Here is a 14,598-nt window from a genome sequence, read left to right as displayed (position 1 = left end):
GACGCCACGTCATCGCAGCGTGAAATCAGGCGCGTTCAACGTATTCCATCGTTTCGGTATTCACGACGATATCTTCGTCCTGACCCACGAACGGCGGCACGCTGACGCGCACGCCGTTGTCCAATGTCGCCGGTTTGAATGAATTGGCGGCGGTCTGGCCTTTGACGACAGGCTCTGTCTCGACGATCTTGCACACGACCTTTTGCGGGAGGGACGCGTTCAACGCCTCGTCCTCGTGATACTCCACAACCACCATCATCCCGTCCTGAAGGAAGGGGCGGCGATCACCCAAAAGCTCGGCAGGAAGCTGCACTTGCTCATAGGTATTGGTGTCCATCAGAACCAGCATCCCACTGTCTTCATAGAGAAATTGCTGATCTTTCTGCTCAAGGCGCACTTTCTCAACCTTGTCCGCAGACCGGAAACGTTCGTTGAGTTTTGAGCCGTTGCGCAGGTTGCGCATCTCGACCTGGGCAAACGCGCCGCCCTTGCCGGGCTTGACGTGATCGACTTTCACAGCCGCCCAAAGGCCGCCGTTATGCTCCAGCACGTTACCGGGGCGAATCTCATTTCCGTTAATTTTAGGCATGTGTCCAAACCAAGGCAAAAGGTTGATAGAATGATGATCAGCTCTATATCTGGGAGGTGCGCCCCCTGCAAGGCAACGATATCTCGTAGCTCAATCGGACAGGCATGCGTCAAATGCATAGGAGTTATGCAAAAAATTGGTATCCGAATCGCGCGATATCCGTCATAAGGGGCTTCACGCCGAAATGACAAGAGCAAGAATAATGGAAAGGACGACGAGATGAAAGATTTCGTTGATGGCACCGCTTTCAATAACGAACAAGGCAACCGTGCCCGTAAACTTTTCGCAGCTGTGGTACTGGCTGCGCTGGACGACGCTATTGCTGACGACAAGAAGTATGGCAATGGTCCCGAGCAGATTGCACGCTGGGCGCGTTCGCGCGACGGCCGTGAAGTATTGAGCTGTGCAGGTATCGACCCCAACGAACGTGTTGTGGAAGGTCTGATGGATTTTGTTGGCAAGGGGGTCCGGACCTCTGTTGCGCTGTCGCGCGAAGAATCTGAGCGTCGCAATGCCGCACAGCAGGCCGAAGCGGCTTAGGTATCCACGCATAAGACTGACAAAAAGACGTAGCCTTCGGGCTGCGTCTTTTGTTTTTGTGCGCCGCCTTTTGCCTTTGCGCCGTTCTTTCCGGTTTGTTGGTCGCCAACGCTCTTTCGCCCCAGTTCGAATTGCGCCATTTTGCGGTCAAACGGACAAAGGCCCCCCATGACCAAAGCCATCATGATCCAAGGCACCGGCAGCAATGTCGGCAAATCCATGATTGTTGCAGGGCTGGTCCGCGCCTGCACCCGGCGCGGCATGGCTGTGCGCCCCTTCAAGCCACAGAACATGTCCAACAACGCCGCCGTGACCGAGGATGGCGGCGAGATTGGCCGGGCGCAGGCCTTGCAGGCCCGTGCGGCGGGCGTCGCGCCTCACACGGATATGAACCCGATCCTGCTCAAGCCGCAGACCGCTACGGGGGCACAGGTGATCGTGCAGGGGCAGATTGCCGGACATCAAGAGGCCGCCGCCTTTGGCAAGAACAAGAACGCCCTGATGCCCGCGGTGTTGCAGTCCTTTCATCGTCTGGCCGAGGGGTGCGATTTGATCATCGTCGAAGGGGCCGGAAGCCCCGCCGAGACCAATCTGAGGGCGGGTGACATTGCCAACATGGGCTTTGCCCGCGCGGCGCATGTCCCGGTGATCTTGATGGGCGATATCGACCGGGGCGGCGTGATCGCGCAGATCGTCGGTACGCAGGCCGTGCTGGACGCGGAGGACAACGCATTGGTGCGGGGCTTTGCCGTCAATAAGTTTCGTGGTGACCGCAGCTTGTTTGATGCGGGGCGCGACGACATCGCCCGGCGCACCGGCTGGCCCTCGCTGGGTGTGATCCCGTGGTTTGATCAGGCGCACCGCCTGCCCGCCGAGGATGTGATGGACTTGCCCGCGCGGGCCAGATCACACGGCGACGGGATCGTGATCGCGGTGCCGCGTCTGCCGCGCATCTCAAACTTTGACGATCTTGATCCGCTGGCCGCAGAGCCAGGCGTCGATCTTCGGATGATCATGCCGGGCAGCCCCCTGCCCGCCGATGCAGATCTGGTGTTGATGGTGGGCAGCAAGGCAACTATCGCCGATCTGTCCGCCTTCCGCGCCGAGGGCTGGGATATTGATCTTGCCGCACATATCCGGCGCGGCGGGCATGTTCTTGGCCTCTGCGGCGGCTATCAGATGTTGGGCCAGCGCATTGCCGATCCGCACGGGATTGAGGGCGAACCGTCAGAGGTTGCGGGCCTTGGGCATCTGGACATCGAAACGGTGATGGCGCCGGTCAAACATTTGTCGCTGAAGTCCGGCACCCATCCACAAAGCGGCGCTTCCCTTGACGGCTACGAGATCCACATCGGCGAAACATCTGGGCCGGACACGGGCCGTGCGTGGCTTGATTTCGCTGGCCGCCCCGAGGGCGCTGCCAGTGTCGATGGACGCGTGCGGGGCTGCTATATGCATGGGATCTTCAGCTCGGATGCCTTCCGGGCCGCTTTCTTGGAGGAGCTGGGCGGCACGTCATCTGTGGTGTTCGAAGCCGGCGTCGAAGCCGCACTTGATGCGCTGGCCGATCACGTCGAACGTTACATGGACGTCGATCTGATGCTATCGGTGGCTGGCGAAATAGCGCGTTAAGCTGCGCTATTCCATTTCCTGTGCGGTCAAGGCACGGTGAATTTCACGGCGCACCAATTTGCGGACATTGCGGGTGATCCGCTCACCCAAAGCGCCCTGCAATTCTGAACGGACAATCTCAGACACCAGATCGCGCAGTGCCTCTTCGTCGATCACCTGATCGTCTGCTCCGTATTCAAAATCGTCCTCAACCGCCGCAGTGGCGGTCTGCTCCACCGGCGGCGGGGTCACCAGAACGTCTGGACTACGCATAGAAGCTTCGGCCCGATCGGGCGCATCCGCCGCGTGATGGCGTGTTGAGGCAAAAATACCAGGTGATGCGTCTTCTTCATCGTCCGAAGCATCTTCCATCACAGCGGTTAGATCACTTTGAGTGTCCCGAGATGGCTCTGGCTGCTGGGCGGTCTGAGGTTGATCGCCCGCCTCGTCTTCCCACGCCATTCCGGGGGCATCGGTGCCGGAATATTCATCCTCGCCCGGGCTGTCAGGTTCCCAGGTGTCGGAAATATTGCCAATTGCGGTTTCCAGCGCCTCGATTTTTGCGGTCAGGGACGCGGTGCCCACGGGCGCGTCATTACCATCGGAAGCATCACCCTCGGAAGCCTCGTCGTCTTCCGGCATGCGGCGCAGCCAGGATTGTTCATCATCGACACCATCAGCGCCTGCATCATCTGCATCATCTGCAAAACCGTAAGGATCATCCGAGTAATCCTGATCCGGCGCAGTGTTGTCTTCGTGTGATGGCGCGTCTTCGAACAATTTGTGCAGGTCCGCATCCGTTGACGCGCTGTCATGGTTTTTCCCGGCGCTTTCGGTCCCTGCCTGAGCGGTCTCTGCTGCGGCAGTTATCTGCTGGAGGTTTCGCGCAAATTCATCTGCCGACTGCGGCGCTTCGGCGCTCTGTTCAGCTTCCTTCTCAGCCGGGGAATCCGCCACCCGCAAGGCGGGCGTCAGCACCAAGCGGTCGCTTGGTTCTGCCTCTTTGGGCTCGGGCTCTTTGAAGGCCTGCATCGGGCGTTTGTCTTCTGAAACCAGACGCCGGATCGAAGACAAAACATCTTCTACCTCGGCATTTGTGACGGGGTCGGACATATCATTACCACTCTTTCCTCGCTCGCCAGTTTAACGCGAACACCGGATTCTCACAATGGTTGGTTACAATTGGTCAGTTTTTAAGGATACCTTTGAGCGCCTTATCCAACTGTTTGCCCTGTTTGGAGCGTTTGGCCGGGCTGTCTTTGACCAAATTATAATAGGCCGCAGGATCATAGGTCTGCACGGGCAGTTTGAGATCCTTGACCGTCAAACGACCGGTGGCGGACAGCAATGTATAGGCCGCCACATAAAGGTTGGCGCGGGCCGAGACCTGCAGGGACTGCGCGTCCAGCAAGGATTGTTCGGCGTCCAGAACATCCAGCGTGGTCCGTGCGCCCAAGGCGGCCTCTTCGCGGATGCCACGGAAGGCGATGCGCGCGGCGCGAATCTGGCGTTCGGAGGCGGACAATTGTGCGCGGGCCGATGCGAGGTTGGCATAGGCGTTGCCAACCGATTGTTGCACATCATGACGAACAGTATGCAGGTTCGCCCGCTGCGCATCGCTGCGGGCTTTGTTCTGCCGTACGCCCGCGGACAGACGGCCACCTTGATAGATCGTCTGTCCCAGCTCGATCCCGATAGACACACTGTGGTTAAAGTCGCTGGAACTTAGGTTTTCGCTCAAGCCGAGCCGCCCGTTCAGGCTCACCTGCGGCGACATATCCGCTTCGGCAGCGCGGGTCAGCAAATCAGCGGCAGCCACCTGATGCTGTGCGGACAAAAGCAGGGGATGCACACGCACGGCCAAGGCTTTGGCTGCATCAACGCTTTCGCTGATGGACGGCAATGGCGGCGCGGCCCGCAACTGGCCGGGCTTGCGGCCGACGGCATTGCGATATTCTTCGATCGCGCGAAGCCGGTCGCCCTGCGCACCCGCCAGACCGCTGCGGGCCTGAGCAAGCTGTGCTTCGGCAAGGGCAACATCGGTGCGGGTCACTTCGCCCACTTCAAACCGGTCGCGGGCGGCGCGCAATTCCTGTGTCAGCAGTCGGACGTTATTGGTGCGAAGAGCTACAAATTCAGAGGCTTCCAGCACGCCCATATAGGCGGCGATGGCCCGTAAAAGTACCTGCTGCTCTACATTCACCAGCGCATCGCGGGTCGCCAGAACCGTTTCCTTGGTGGCCTCAACGCGGAATTTCCGTGCACCACCGTCGTAGATCAGCAATTCTGCAATCAGGTTCAGCGACGCGGTCAAATCGTCATTCGCAACAGCGCCGCCCGTGGCGGCAGTGCGCACCTGGCCAAAGCTCTGCGTGGCGGCGGCAGTCCAACGGACAACCGGCTTGAGCGCCGATCCAGCGATGGCGACATCCTCGTCAGCGGCCCGCAGCAGGGCACGGTTCTGCTCCAGCAAGCCGGAGTGTTTGTAGGCTCCGACAAGCGCATCCGCGAGCGTTTCTGCCGTGACCGCCTGCGGCACTGCAAATCCGGCAGCAACCGCCAGAACCCCGCCCAGCAATCGCGATTTGAACGATGTTTTTGCAGACCGCATTTCGAACGCCTCTTACTATTTCAATACAATCGGCACCTGACAGGTGCCCGAAATTCAAAGCTGGAATTCAGCCGTCTTTTCAAACCCCGGCAACACAGGGGCTGCCGCGTTGAACGCCATGCGCCAGCTCACCTGATCGCCGCGCTTGTAGCCAATCCGAACCTCGCCCAATTGCCCCTCCATAAACAGACAGGCAATGCGGCCACCATCCTTGAGTTGGTCCAAAATCGCATCTGGCAGTGTGGCGACGCCGCCTTCGACCACAATCACATCATATGGTCCATGCTGCGCCACACCTTCGGCAATCGGGCCGACATGCATAATCACATTGTCCGCACCTGCCGCGGTCAGGGCTTCCTGCGCCTCGGCAGCCATGGATTCATCTTCCTCGACGGCGACAACGGCCTCGGCCATGTGGGCGATAACGGCGGCCGAGTATCCCATGCCGCACCCCAGATCGAGCACCATTTCCCTGTTCCCGATCGCCAGGGCATCCAGCATTTTCGCCAAAGTGCGCGGCTCCAACAGAACCCGCCCCTGCCCCAAATCCAGGTTCTCGCCCAGGTAAGCCGCCTCGCGCCGGGCCGCTGGCACAAAGTCCTCGCGCGGTACCGTCAACATGGCGTCAATGATTGGAAATTTGGTCACATCGGATGGACGGACCTGTGTATCGACCATCATTGTGCGGCGGGCAGTGAAATCACTCATCAGCTAAACTCATACGTTCAGATTCTTCTCAAACAGATGTGCCACATCGCGGGGCTGTCAGCAACGGCTAGCATGCACTTTCCCGCAAGTCGCATCTTGCAGCCGCTTAAATGATCCGTTAGCAGTGCCACGACCACAGGCGGCGAGTTGGCGGAGTGGTTACGCAGCGGATTGCAAATCCGTGTACACCGGTTCGATTCCGGTACTCGCCTCCAATAAAATCAATGACTTGCGTCATCCTTCCTCTCCTTCACTGCCATTTTTGAAACAACCGTTGAAACTTTCACGTTTCGGTCTTGCTTCGTTCCATTTGATTTCTTGCCTCTTGAGCGCGCTTAGCGAGCTCTCTTTGCCGGATCGGCCCACCGTACTTTTTCAGCATCTCGACGCCTGAATGGCCGGTGACCGCCTTGACCATCTCGTCATCACATCCAGCCAGATACAGCTCGATCGTCGCATTTTTCCTGAGCCCGTGCGTTTTGTAGTAGCTCGCCCTCTCGTGCTTCATCTTCTTTTTGTTGGTGCGCATTTCCTCAGCAACGATCCGGTAGCTCACTGGTCGACCCTTGGCGTCGGTCACAACAGTGCCGTCCGTTCGTGCAAGCCCGTCGAGATGGGCTTTCAGGCGGTCGGTGAGCGGGATCCAAAGTGGCTTGTCGGTTTTGCCCTGCGTGAAATCGAATCCTTCATCGGAGAAGTGCTCCCATTTCATCTTCACGACATCACCAATACGCTGGCCTGTTCCAACGCAAAGCTCGTAAACCAGCCGCGCCCTCTTTGAAGCCAGCGCTTCGAACTCGGCCCGAACATCATCTGGCCACGGCTCCCAGCCGTCGCTCTGCTGCTTGAAAAGCGGGATGCCCTTTGCCGGATTGCCGTGCTCTTTCTTGATGAAGCCAATCAATCGGGCGTGATTCATCAGGACGACCATGACTTGGACAAGATAGTTGGCTTGCCGCCAATGATCCGCATTGGCCCGGTGCAATTCATAAATGTGATGGGTTTCGATCCTGGCCGGGTCTTTGTCGGCCCAGATCTCACGAATGTGGCTGATGTATCGCCGATAGTCGGATCTCGTCCGGGGCTTCAGCTTCTTGTAGGCGTCGCTCTCGTAGTAGCTAAGGATCAACGCCTCAAAATTGCGTTTCACCGGCGCAGGCGCTGGTTTTCCTTTCAGCAGGCGATTGTAATGATCCCAAAATTCCGGCGTGCCCGCTTCCTCGTGCATCATGACCGAGATACCGCGCGAACGCCGGATGAACCGGAGATATCCCCGGTCATTGTAGACGTATTTGGGCAAGCTCTTGCGAGTCATTCGCCCATTCTCAGGTCACCGTTGAGAAAGTCGTCTGCCGCCTCTGGCGCGACCATGTTGGCATCGACGATGACACTGCCATCAGGCTTGATCTCAAATTTTGCCCGCTGCCAACCTGCCTCCCGCGCCTCGCGGATGAAGGCGGAGGCTGCCTGCCTCGCCTTTGTCTGTACACTTGCTTTGGTCATCTGATCGACACCTCTCTTAATCGTTAAAAACGCACACTATCACCCTGATCCATATTGATATTTCCAACTGATCCGAGTGTGGACCGCCTGTCTTTCGCCGCGCGAATGGCGCGGATCACTTCTGAATTTTGGGAGTTTCCATTGCGATCTGACTCCGCCTTGATCCACTCTTTGAGCTCTTGTGGAAGCCGAAGCTGCATTGGTTTTCGACTTTTCATGAAACGCCTCCAGGTTGAAACCACAACCTGTTAGTGGCACTTAGCCACTATTGCGTCAATTGCTTTTTATGGCACAGTGCCACTATGCCAGAACAAAGCTCTCAAAATCAGGATAAATTCATCGTGCGTCTGCCAGGCGGCCTGCGCGATCGAATACGCCTCGCGGCTGAGGCTAACCATCGCAGCATGAATGCTGAGGTCGTTGCCCTCCTCGAAGAAAACTATCCGGCTCCTGTACCGGAAAACGTCACCGATCCTGCTGCAAGGCTTCTTTATTGGCTTGCCAAAAGAATACGACGCAGAACGCCCAAACCGGGTTCAGCGAGGGAGCGCCAAGCGGCGCTCTACGAAACAATTGCCAACGAGATAGTAACGCGGATGGTTGCTATTGAACGCGGCGATGCGAAGAACGAGCGCGGCTAAGCACGCAGGAAAGAGCTCGAATTGATTGAGTGGATTATTGGAACGGCCGTACTCGGCGGCTTGCTATTTGGTGGCAAAGGGCAATCGAAAGACCCCGGCCCCAAATTGGCGCGCGCTAGCTTAAAGCTAATTGAGCCAACGCTTTCAATAACCAAAGACTCTGAATACTCCGCTTGGCGAGCAAAGTGGGAAGGCGAAGTTGACCCAGATAAGTGGGTACCTAAAGGTGCGGCCGAGAGCATTATCCGACGCTTTCCACCATTTAAGAACGGGAGCGAAGAAGCTGAACCCACTTCGCAGCATCCACGTTTTCAGAAGGCGCTTTTGAAAGAGTTCAATGCGGCCAACGCCGCCTTAATCAAAAAACAGAAAGACCGATTGAGCAATTTTTTTTCGTCAGTTGAGCGGAACCCTCTTACCGATGAGCAAATGGATTGCTGCATCTGCATGGACAATGCGCTCCAAATCGTTGCTGCGGCAGGATCCGGGAAAACATCAACGATCGTTGCGCGTGTTGGGTACGCGCTAAAAGAAGGCCTAGTCCCACCTGAGGAGATTTTGATTCTTGCGTTCAACCGATCTGTAAAGGACGAACTGGAAGTTCGTATCAAAGAACGCCTTGGTGATTTTCCCAATGTTAAACGCATTAATGTAAAGACATTCAATGCTTTCGGCCTGGAGGTAATCGGAAAGAGCACCGGGCGAAAGCCAAGGTTGGCTGACTGGGTTGAACCAGGCAAAGACGTTCAAGCCATCTCAGAAATTGTAGAAGATCTTCGCCAACGCGATCCCTGCTTCCGGCTTGACTGGGATTTGTTCAGAACAGTCTACGGTCGCGGCATTGATGAGTGGGACAACCTCAAACAACCGCAAACCGACGTCATAGGTAAAGGCAGCATTCCAACGGCAGACGGGAAACTGGTTAAGAGCCAAGAAGAGCGCATGATCTGCGATTTTCTCTTCTACCACGGCGTGCCATATGAGTACGAACGAGCATACGAACACGACACTGCCACAGCAGAGCACTCCCAATACCATCCTGACTTTTATTACCCCCGCTTGCACCTTTACCACGAGCATTTTGCGCTAGACGCGGATGGCAAGGCACCGGCCCATTTTTCCGGCGATTATGTTTCGGGTGTCCTCTGGAAAAGGGAGCTACACGACGAAAAAGGAACCCAGCTATTCGAAACCACCTCGCATGGCTTGCGAAACGGTAATGACCTAGATCGGCTGAAATCCGAACTGGAGAAACACGGCGAAGTTCTGGAGTTCGACGAAAACCGCAAATCCACCGGCCAAGAGCCAATTCCAACCAAGCAACTAGCTTCGACGATCCGTGCGTTCCAGCAGCATGTCAAAAGCAATGGACTGAGCCCGAGGGACTTGCACCAGAAGATTGCTGGTCATGAGCGTGGCCACCGCGACCGGCTAACGCGCTTCGTTAAACTATACGAAAGAGTCGCCGAGGAATGGCAGCAGCGTCTTGCTGACGAAAACTGCATCGATTTCGATGACATGTTGCTCGATGCAATCAAGCACCTGAAAGAAGGGACATATCAAAGCCCCTTCAACATGGTTCTTGCGGACGAGTTTCAGGATGTTTCTCAGGCTAAGTTGCGTTTACTCAAAGCCCTCATAGAAAGCGCAGGGACTTCCGCAAGCTTGTGCGTTGTTGGCGACGACTGGCAAGGGATCAATCGTTTCGCTGGTGCCGATATTTCCGTTATGACCGGTTTCGCCCGAACATTCCCGAACGCCACACAGCTCACACTAAGCAAAACGTTCCGATGCCCTCAGGTTTTGTGCGAAGCATCCAGCGACTTCATCCAGAAGAATCCGATCCAAATAAAAAAGTCCGTTGAAACCACCAACACTTATGAAAGAGCCGGGCTTCATACATTTGCAGCTGAGACGATGAGTGGCGCTCTTGAGCGCATCGAGAAAGATCTTAGGCAGCTGCATGGTGCCGCCAAAAATGGCCAGCTTGACGTTCCCGACGGCAACAAAATCACCATCATGCTCTTGGGCCGTTATCACAAGGATAAGCCCGCCAGCTTCAACAGTTGGAAGCGCGCCTATGGCGATCAACTTGAGCTCAGTTATTCTACTGCCCATGCCGCAAAAGGCCTCGAGGCTGACTATGTGATGCTTCTCAATGTCACCGAAGGCTTGATGGGGTTTCCAAGCCAAATAGTTGACGATCCCGCATTGCAGCTCGCGATGCCAGAGCCCGATGACTTCCCACTGGCTGAGGAGCGCCGCCTTTTCTATGTTGCCCTGACACGCTCCCGCCGGCAAACGCGTATCTATACATTGCAGGACAAGCCTTCGCGGTTTGTCGTTGAGCTCGCCAAAGACGGGCACACCGAGATCAAAGGCGAAAAGGCTACGTTGAAGGTCTGCCCAAAATGCGGGGCTGGCACACTCAGCCAAAAGAACGGAAGATTTGGACCGTTTGAAGCGTGCAGCGCGCATCCAGAATGTGATTATACCAAGCGACTACTTTCGGTTGGTGGAGGCAGCGCTTCTGCGGCGAAATCCATTCGACTAAAAGACCCCATAGCTGAAGGGGCGAAATGTCCAACATGCAATCAAGGCACCATGGTTCTCCGACTGGGGCAAAACGACGAACCTTTCCTTGGATGCTCTTCCTTCCCTCGTTGTCGAACAACAGCACAAATCACCAAACGACAAAACGGGAACGGAAAAAGGGGCACCAGGCATTAGTAGGCCACCCACTCATATCCGTGGTTGCCTTCGTGATCTTCCCATTCCACACCGACGCCTCGTCGCCAATTTGACGACGAACAGCGCCGTGACGGCAGAACCCATTGCGGGGCGGCGGCTGGTGTCGTGCGTTGCCAGCCGAATTCGCCCTGCGTGCCGTAGGTCCCGAGACGCATGTTGTAGCTCTCAGAGCAATCATCGTCGCGACCGCGCTCGCGATGGCTGTAGTACCGCACATCCCAGACGCGGATCGAGCGGACAAAATCAAACTCCAGACCGCTGATGTCGATATCGGCACTGCCTTCAGCCACCTGAGCCTGAATAACTTGGGCGAGTGTCTGACCATTGTGGTTGCTGGCCTCCCAGATCTTAGGGGCCGTGCTTTGCAAAGGCGCGCGCTCAGAAACGCCCATAGGGCAGCGCCAGATCTGCAAAGGCGGCTCAATCGGCCAGGGCGTGATCCGGCGGATAAACACGGCACGGGCATGGGCACATTCTGCTGAAGCAGGCCACCCACCTGCCAGGCAAAGCAAAATGGCGCAGTCAACCTGATAGGCCTTAGCCGCCTGCGGGGCCACGGTTGAAAGCAAAGCCAAAGCCACTCCGGCAGTCCAATTCCTGATAAGTTTGCACTGCATATCAATTAGTACCTTTTGATTACATTACTGCATTATTGACACAATAGCTCCAACCTCAACCTTCACACCATATGCGAGCATGGGGTTTATGATGTTCGCGCGCGTTTTGTGGAATATATTCCGTAGAGCACTTCTTGTGATCTGGCCGAATACAGGCCATGAAATTGAGGGAACAAGTAGGGCTAAACATCCGGAATCTAAGAAATTCCAAAGGTATGAGCCAAGAACAACTAGCTTTGGCTGCGGACGTGGACCGCAGCTACATCAGCGAGATCGAACTCGCCAAGAATTCAGCATCAATCGATATTCTGGAGCAGATTGCGCTTGCCCTCGATGTTGCCCCCAAGGAATTGTTTAACGAGAGGGGCTAGTTTTGCCCAAACTTGAGAGTGTTCGCACGACGGCTGAAGCCATCGGCCGTATTAAGTGTATCAGGACTGGCAAAGAAATTGGTCTACTGTATCAGTGGGATAACGGCGAGACGCAGGCCGCGCTTCACGAAGTTAGCCCTGCCGAAGAACTCAACTACTCAAATAAACTGAACGGCGGGAACGTTGGCTCAAAGTGCTCTTAACGGCCACAACGTGGCCCCAAGCACATCGGTTACCGATTATGTTGAAGGTCGACCTTACCGCGCGCGCTCTCGAAGTAGTTCGTATAGCAAATCGCTGATTACACTAAATGATGCCTGGCTTCTCGCAGACTCCGCGATTTGCGCAAACTCTGGATCTTCCATTTGCTGTCTCACTATAATGGAACACGCCGAAGAGAACTGATCTGCGTCAGGATACAACTCACGGGGAAGTTCAACAGTCCCTTCGCGATCAAGGGCAAGATTGTAGAGAAACAGGAATTCGGACCGCTTTTCTTGGTAGCTTTGTATCTGGCCAGTTAGATTCATTACGCCAAAGTCTTTGTCACTCAGGCGACTAAGCCGATCCTCTATTTCCTGCTTATCAGTAACATTGCTTGTCCAAAGAACACCCCGGCAATATTCTTCGTCCACTTGATCAAAACTGCCATCGCCAACAATTACGTTCAGAGACTCTTGGAGTTTGACAATTCCTGCACCAAGCTCATCTTGGGCGTTTGAAGCGGTCGAATACACACAAATCGATGCCAGGACGACAACCAATAGAGAGTTTTTTGACCTTGGAGCAAACGGACGGTTCGGCAATTTGATTCCTTTCGATTGTGGTTCGAATATGTTGATGTCTTAAGCGAGATCGAAGAACAAGCGGCCCGGATGTCCACGTTGACGACTTCCGGAAAAACACTTGCTAAGGGCCGATATTTTTAGGCCGAACAAGGCGCTATTCAGACTTGCTCACTTCCAACTCCAAAACGCGCGCATAGTCTCCACTGACCACGCGCGCTTGTTCGAAGACCTCTCGCCTCTGCTGATCTAGGCAACGGAAGTACCGCTCGACATCGGTAAAATACGTCTCCGCATCGCGCCTCAACAGGTCCGCATAGGCCCGCACGTCGTCGGTATTGGTCGGCATCCAAGGCGGCGTAGGCGGCAAACAAGTGCCCGCAATCGCGGCAGAACCCCAGCTCAGAACGATCATAACCGCCCATGTTTGTTTCAAAAGCGCCATATTATCTTGGCTCAGCCACTCCGTTGCAGTAAATTTGTTTCAACGCATGAAGGGCGCAACAACTCATATTGCACCTATTGATTGCAAGATTATAATATTGTATCGGTTCGGTAGTCCATGAGGGACTGCCGGGCTAATGCACAATTCTGCAAGGCTCGATCCTATGAATTTGATGCAAGACGCCCCTAATGTTGTCAGTGAAGACGGGCTGCGCACGCTGCTTGCCGAGGGTCATTCGGCGGATGTTGTGTGCCGGGTTACGCCCAAACGTACAGGTGCTCAGTGGTCCGGAGTTTGGACCGTGCATTGCGTCTCGCCTGATGGCGAGACGCGTCGCCTGCTCGTTACAGCGCGCAACAACATGGCGCCCCGAGAGTTCAAGACAATCAACGGCTTATCCAGCTTCCTCGCGGGCCTTGGCGTTTCGATCGTCTCGATCCCAATGTTCGAAGGCAAGATCGCCTCTCACACGTTGGACGACGCGGGCTAAGCTACTTTCCGTTCTCGCGGCATTTCTTGCTGCCCCCGCCTATTCCGAAGGCTTCGTTCTTTCCATGCGAGCCGATGGCCAGTTGGAAACCAAAGCACCCCAATCAGGTTTTGCACAGAGCTATGTCGACGGGATTGGTGCAAACCCACTAGAGCTGGTTGTATTCGCTGGAACTGAGCCTGCGCCGCCTCCTGAACCCGCCCGCGCAGTTCCCCGCCCCGAAATCCTCGCAGCACTTGAAAGCACCGCGCATCGATATGGCGGGCACCCGGCGTTGCGCCGCGCCGGGCTGTCGGTGACGGAGTGGCAGGCGCTCTTTCAAGCCAATATCGAGATTGAAAGCGCCTATCGTCCGAATGCGCGCAGCACCGCAGGTGCGATTGGGCTTGGACAGTTGATGCCCGCAACGGCCGTGCAGCTCGGCGTGGATCCGCATGACTGGCAGGCAAACCTCGACGGCTCTGCCCGCTACCTTTTGATGTTGTTGGCGCAGTTTGGCACGCCCGAACTCGCACTCGCTGCCTACAACGCGGGGCCAGACGCGGTCGCGCGCTATGGCGGCATTCCTCCCTATCGAGAAACCCAAAACCACGTGCGCCGGGTCATGGCCGTGCGTGACCGACTGACTGGAGCCTCCTGATGCACATTCAATTCCGCACGATCCTGTCGCTGGCTCTGGCCAGCTTGATGATTGCCAACCCGGCCTTTGCACAGAGCATCGATCTCTCCCCGGTGCAAAACCTTCTTCAAGGCATTGTCGACACGATCACCGGCCCCCTGGGCATTGTGATCGGCACCCTGGCCTTGATTGGCGTGTTCCTCTCCTGGCTCTTTGGCATTCTGGATTTCCGCCAAGCCCTCTGGGTGCTGGTCGCCATTGCAGGCATCGCAGCCGCACCGACCATCGTGACCGCCATCTGGGGCGCGTAAATTCGA

General features: G+C 56.1%; 17 protein-coding genes and 1 tRNA gene. 9 read left to right on the top strand and 9 right to left on the bottom strand.

The genetic code is table 11. The annotated features are described in order from the left end of the window. Positions 1-25 precede the first annotated feature (25 nt). Positions 26-589: an elongation factor P gene (efp, locus tag JNX03_RS00855; RefSeq protein WP_025046677.1), complete on the bottom strand. Its 564-nt coding sequence runs from the start codon at positions 587-589 to the stop codon at positions 26-28. A gap of 219 nt (positions 590-808) precedes the next feature. Between efp and JNX03_RS00850 the strand changes: the two genes are divergently transcribed. Both JNX03_RS00850 and JNX03_RS00840 read left to right on the top strand, forming a co-directional pair. Continuing rightward, positions 809-1,129, top strand: coding sequence for a DUF6280 family protein (locus tag JNX03_RS00850; protein WP_011567985.1), 321 nt, complete (start codon positions 809-811; stop codon positions 1,127-1,129). A 168-nt stretch (positions 1,130-1,297) separates the two neighbouring features. Then, entirely contained in the window at positions 1,298-2,761 is a 1,464-nt protein-coding gene (locus JNX03_RS00840; protein WP_203210607.1) for a cobyric acid synthase, read from the top strand. Between the two features lie 6 nt (positions 2,762-2,767). On the opposite strand, the gene JNX03_RS00835 is transcribed toward JNX03_RS00840, so the two are convergent. The 3 genes from JNX03_RS00835 to JNX03_RS00825 form a co-directional block, all read right to left on the bottom strand. After that, positions 2,768-3,853 carry a hypothetical protein gene (locus JNX03_RS00835; RefSeq protein WP_203210606.1) on the bottom strand — a complete coding sequence of 362 codons (1,086 nt, stop codon included), beginning with the start codon at positions 3,851-3,853 and terminating at the stop codon, positions 2,768-2,770. Between the two features lie 73 nt (positions 3,854-3,926). Further along, positions 3,927-5,351, bottom strand: a complete 1,425-nt coding sequence (locus JNX03_RS00830; protein WP_203210605.1) for a TolC family outer membrane protein — start codon at positions 5,349-5,351, stop codon at positions 3,927-3,929. A gap of 54 nt (positions 5,352-5,405) precedes the next feature. Then, the gene (locus JNX03_RS00825) at positions 5,406-6,059 is read right to left on the bottom strand and encodes a protein-L-isoaspartate O-methyltransferase family protein (RefSeq protein ID WP_203210604.1); all 654 of its coding nucleotides are present in this window, start codon (positions 6,057-6,059) and stop codon (positions 5,406-5,408) included. Between the two features lie 141 nt (positions 6,060-6,200). Between JNX03_RS00825 and JNX03_RS00820 the strand changes: the two genes are divergently transcribed. After that, positions 6,201-6,274: transfer RNA gene (locus JNX03_RS00820), tRNA-Cys, on the top strand. 68 nt (positions 6,275-6,342) lie between these two features. Here JNX03_RS00820 and JNX03_RS00815 read toward each other — a convergent pair. Genes JNX03_RS00815 through JNX03_RS20700 form a run of 3 tightly spaced genes read right to left on the bottom strand, consistent with a single transcriptional unit; the run spans position 6,343 to position 7,762 of the window. Further along, a complete protein-coding gene (locus JNX03_RS00815; protein ID WP_203210603.1) occupies positions 6,343-7,374 on the bottom strand; it encodes a site-specific integrase in 1,032 nt (343 codons plus the stop codon). Further along, the gene (locus tag JNX03_RS00810) at positions 7,371-7,562 is read right to left on the bottom strand and encodes a hypothetical protein (RefSeq protein WP_203210602.1); all 192 of its coding nucleotides are present in this window, start codon (positions 7,560-7,562) and stop codon (positions 7,371-7,373) included. Before JNX03_RS00810 ends, JNX03_RS00815 begins: the two co-directional genes overlap by 4 nt. A 23-nt stretch (positions 7,563-7,585) precedes the next feature. Continuing rightward, a complete protein-coding gene (locus JNX03_RS20700) occupies positions 7,586-7,762 on the bottom strand; it encodes an Arc family DNA-binding protein (RefSeq protein WP_419584927.1) in 177 nt (58 codons plus the stop codon). A 102-nt stretch (positions 7,763-7,864) separates the two neighbouring features. On the opposite strand from JNX03_RS20700, the gene JNX03_RS00800 reads away from it, so the two are divergent. Both JNX03_RS00800 and JNX03_RS00795 read left to right on the top strand, forming a co-directional pair. Further along, positions 7,865-8,203, top strand: coding sequence for an Arc family DNA-binding protein (locus JNX03_RS00800; protein ID WP_203210600.1), 339 nt, complete (start codon positions 7,865-7,867; stop codon positions 8,201-8,203). A 21-nt stretch (positions 8,204-8,224) separates the two neighbouring features. After that, the gene (locus JNX03_RS00795) at positions 8,225-10,933 is read left to right on the top strand and encodes a UvrD-helicase domain-containing protein (protein ID WP_203210599.1); all 2,709 of its coding nucleotides are present in this window, start codon (positions 8,225-8,227) and stop codon (positions 10,931-10,933) included. Here JNX03_RS00795 and JNX03_RS00790 read toward each other — a convergent pair. Next, positions 10,930-11,571 (bottom strand): hypothetical protein, encoded by a 642-nt coding sequence (locus tag JNX03_RS00790; RefSeq protein WP_203210598.1) that lies wholly within the window; start codon positions 11,569-11,571, stop codon positions 10,930-10,932. The genes JNX03_RS00795 and JNX03_RS00790 overlap by 4 nt on opposite strands. A gap of 158 nt (positions 11,572-11,729) precedes the next feature. Between JNX03_RS00790 and JNX03_RS00785 the strand changes: the two genes are divergently transcribed. Continuing rightward, a complete protein-coding gene (locus JNX03_RS00785) occupies positions 11,730-11,942 on the top strand; it encodes a helix-turn-helix domain-containing protein (protein WP_035920163.1) in 213 nt (70 codons plus the stop codon). A 257-nt stretch (positions 11,943-12,199) separates the two neighbouring features. On the opposite strand, the gene JNX03_RS00780 is transcribed toward JNX03_RS00785, so the two are convergent. Then, a complete protein-coding gene (locus JNX03_RS00780; protein ID WP_203210597.1) occupies positions 12,200-12,748 on the bottom strand; it encodes a hypothetical protein in 549 nt (182 codons plus the stop codon). Between the two features lie 587 nt (positions 12,749-13,335). Between JNX03_RS00780 and JNX03_RS00770 the strand changes: the two genes are divergently transcribed. From JNX03_RS00770 to JNX03_RS00760, 3 genes are all read left to right on the top strand, one after another. Further along, positions 13,336-13,662, top strand: coding sequence for a hypothetical protein (locus JNX03_RS00770; protein WP_203210595.1), 327 nt, complete (start codon positions 13,336-13,338; stop codon positions 13,660-13,662). 64 nt (positions 13,663-13,726) lie between these two features. After that, positions 13,727-14,302 carry a lytic transglycosylase domain-containing protein gene (locus JNX03_RS00765; protein ID WP_203210594.1) on the top strand — a complete coding sequence of 192 codons (576 nt, stop codon included), beginning with the start codon at positions 13,727-13,729 and terminating at the stop codon, positions 14,300-14,302. Then, the gene (locus tag JNX03_RS00760) at positions 14,302-14,592 is read left to right on the top strand and encodes a TrbC/VirB2 family protein (RefSeq protein ID WP_025060020.1); all 291 of its coding nucleotides are present in this window, start codon (positions 14,302-14,304) and stop codon (positions 14,590-14,592) included. Before JNX03_RS00765 ends, JNX03_RS00760 begins: the two co-directional genes overlap by 1 nt. The last annotated feature ends 6 nt before the right edge of the window (positions 14,593-14,598 follow it).

The organism is Sulfitobacter mediterraneus (assembly GCF_016801775.1).
In the GTDB taxonomy this organism is placed as follows: Bacteria; Pseudomonadota; Alphaproteobacteria; order Rhodobacterales; family Rhodobacteraceae; genus Sulfitobacter; species Sulfitobacter mediterraneus_A.
The sequence above is the reverse complement of the archived record's forward strand: the minus strand, read 5'-3'. Positions and strand labels throughout refer to the sequence as shown.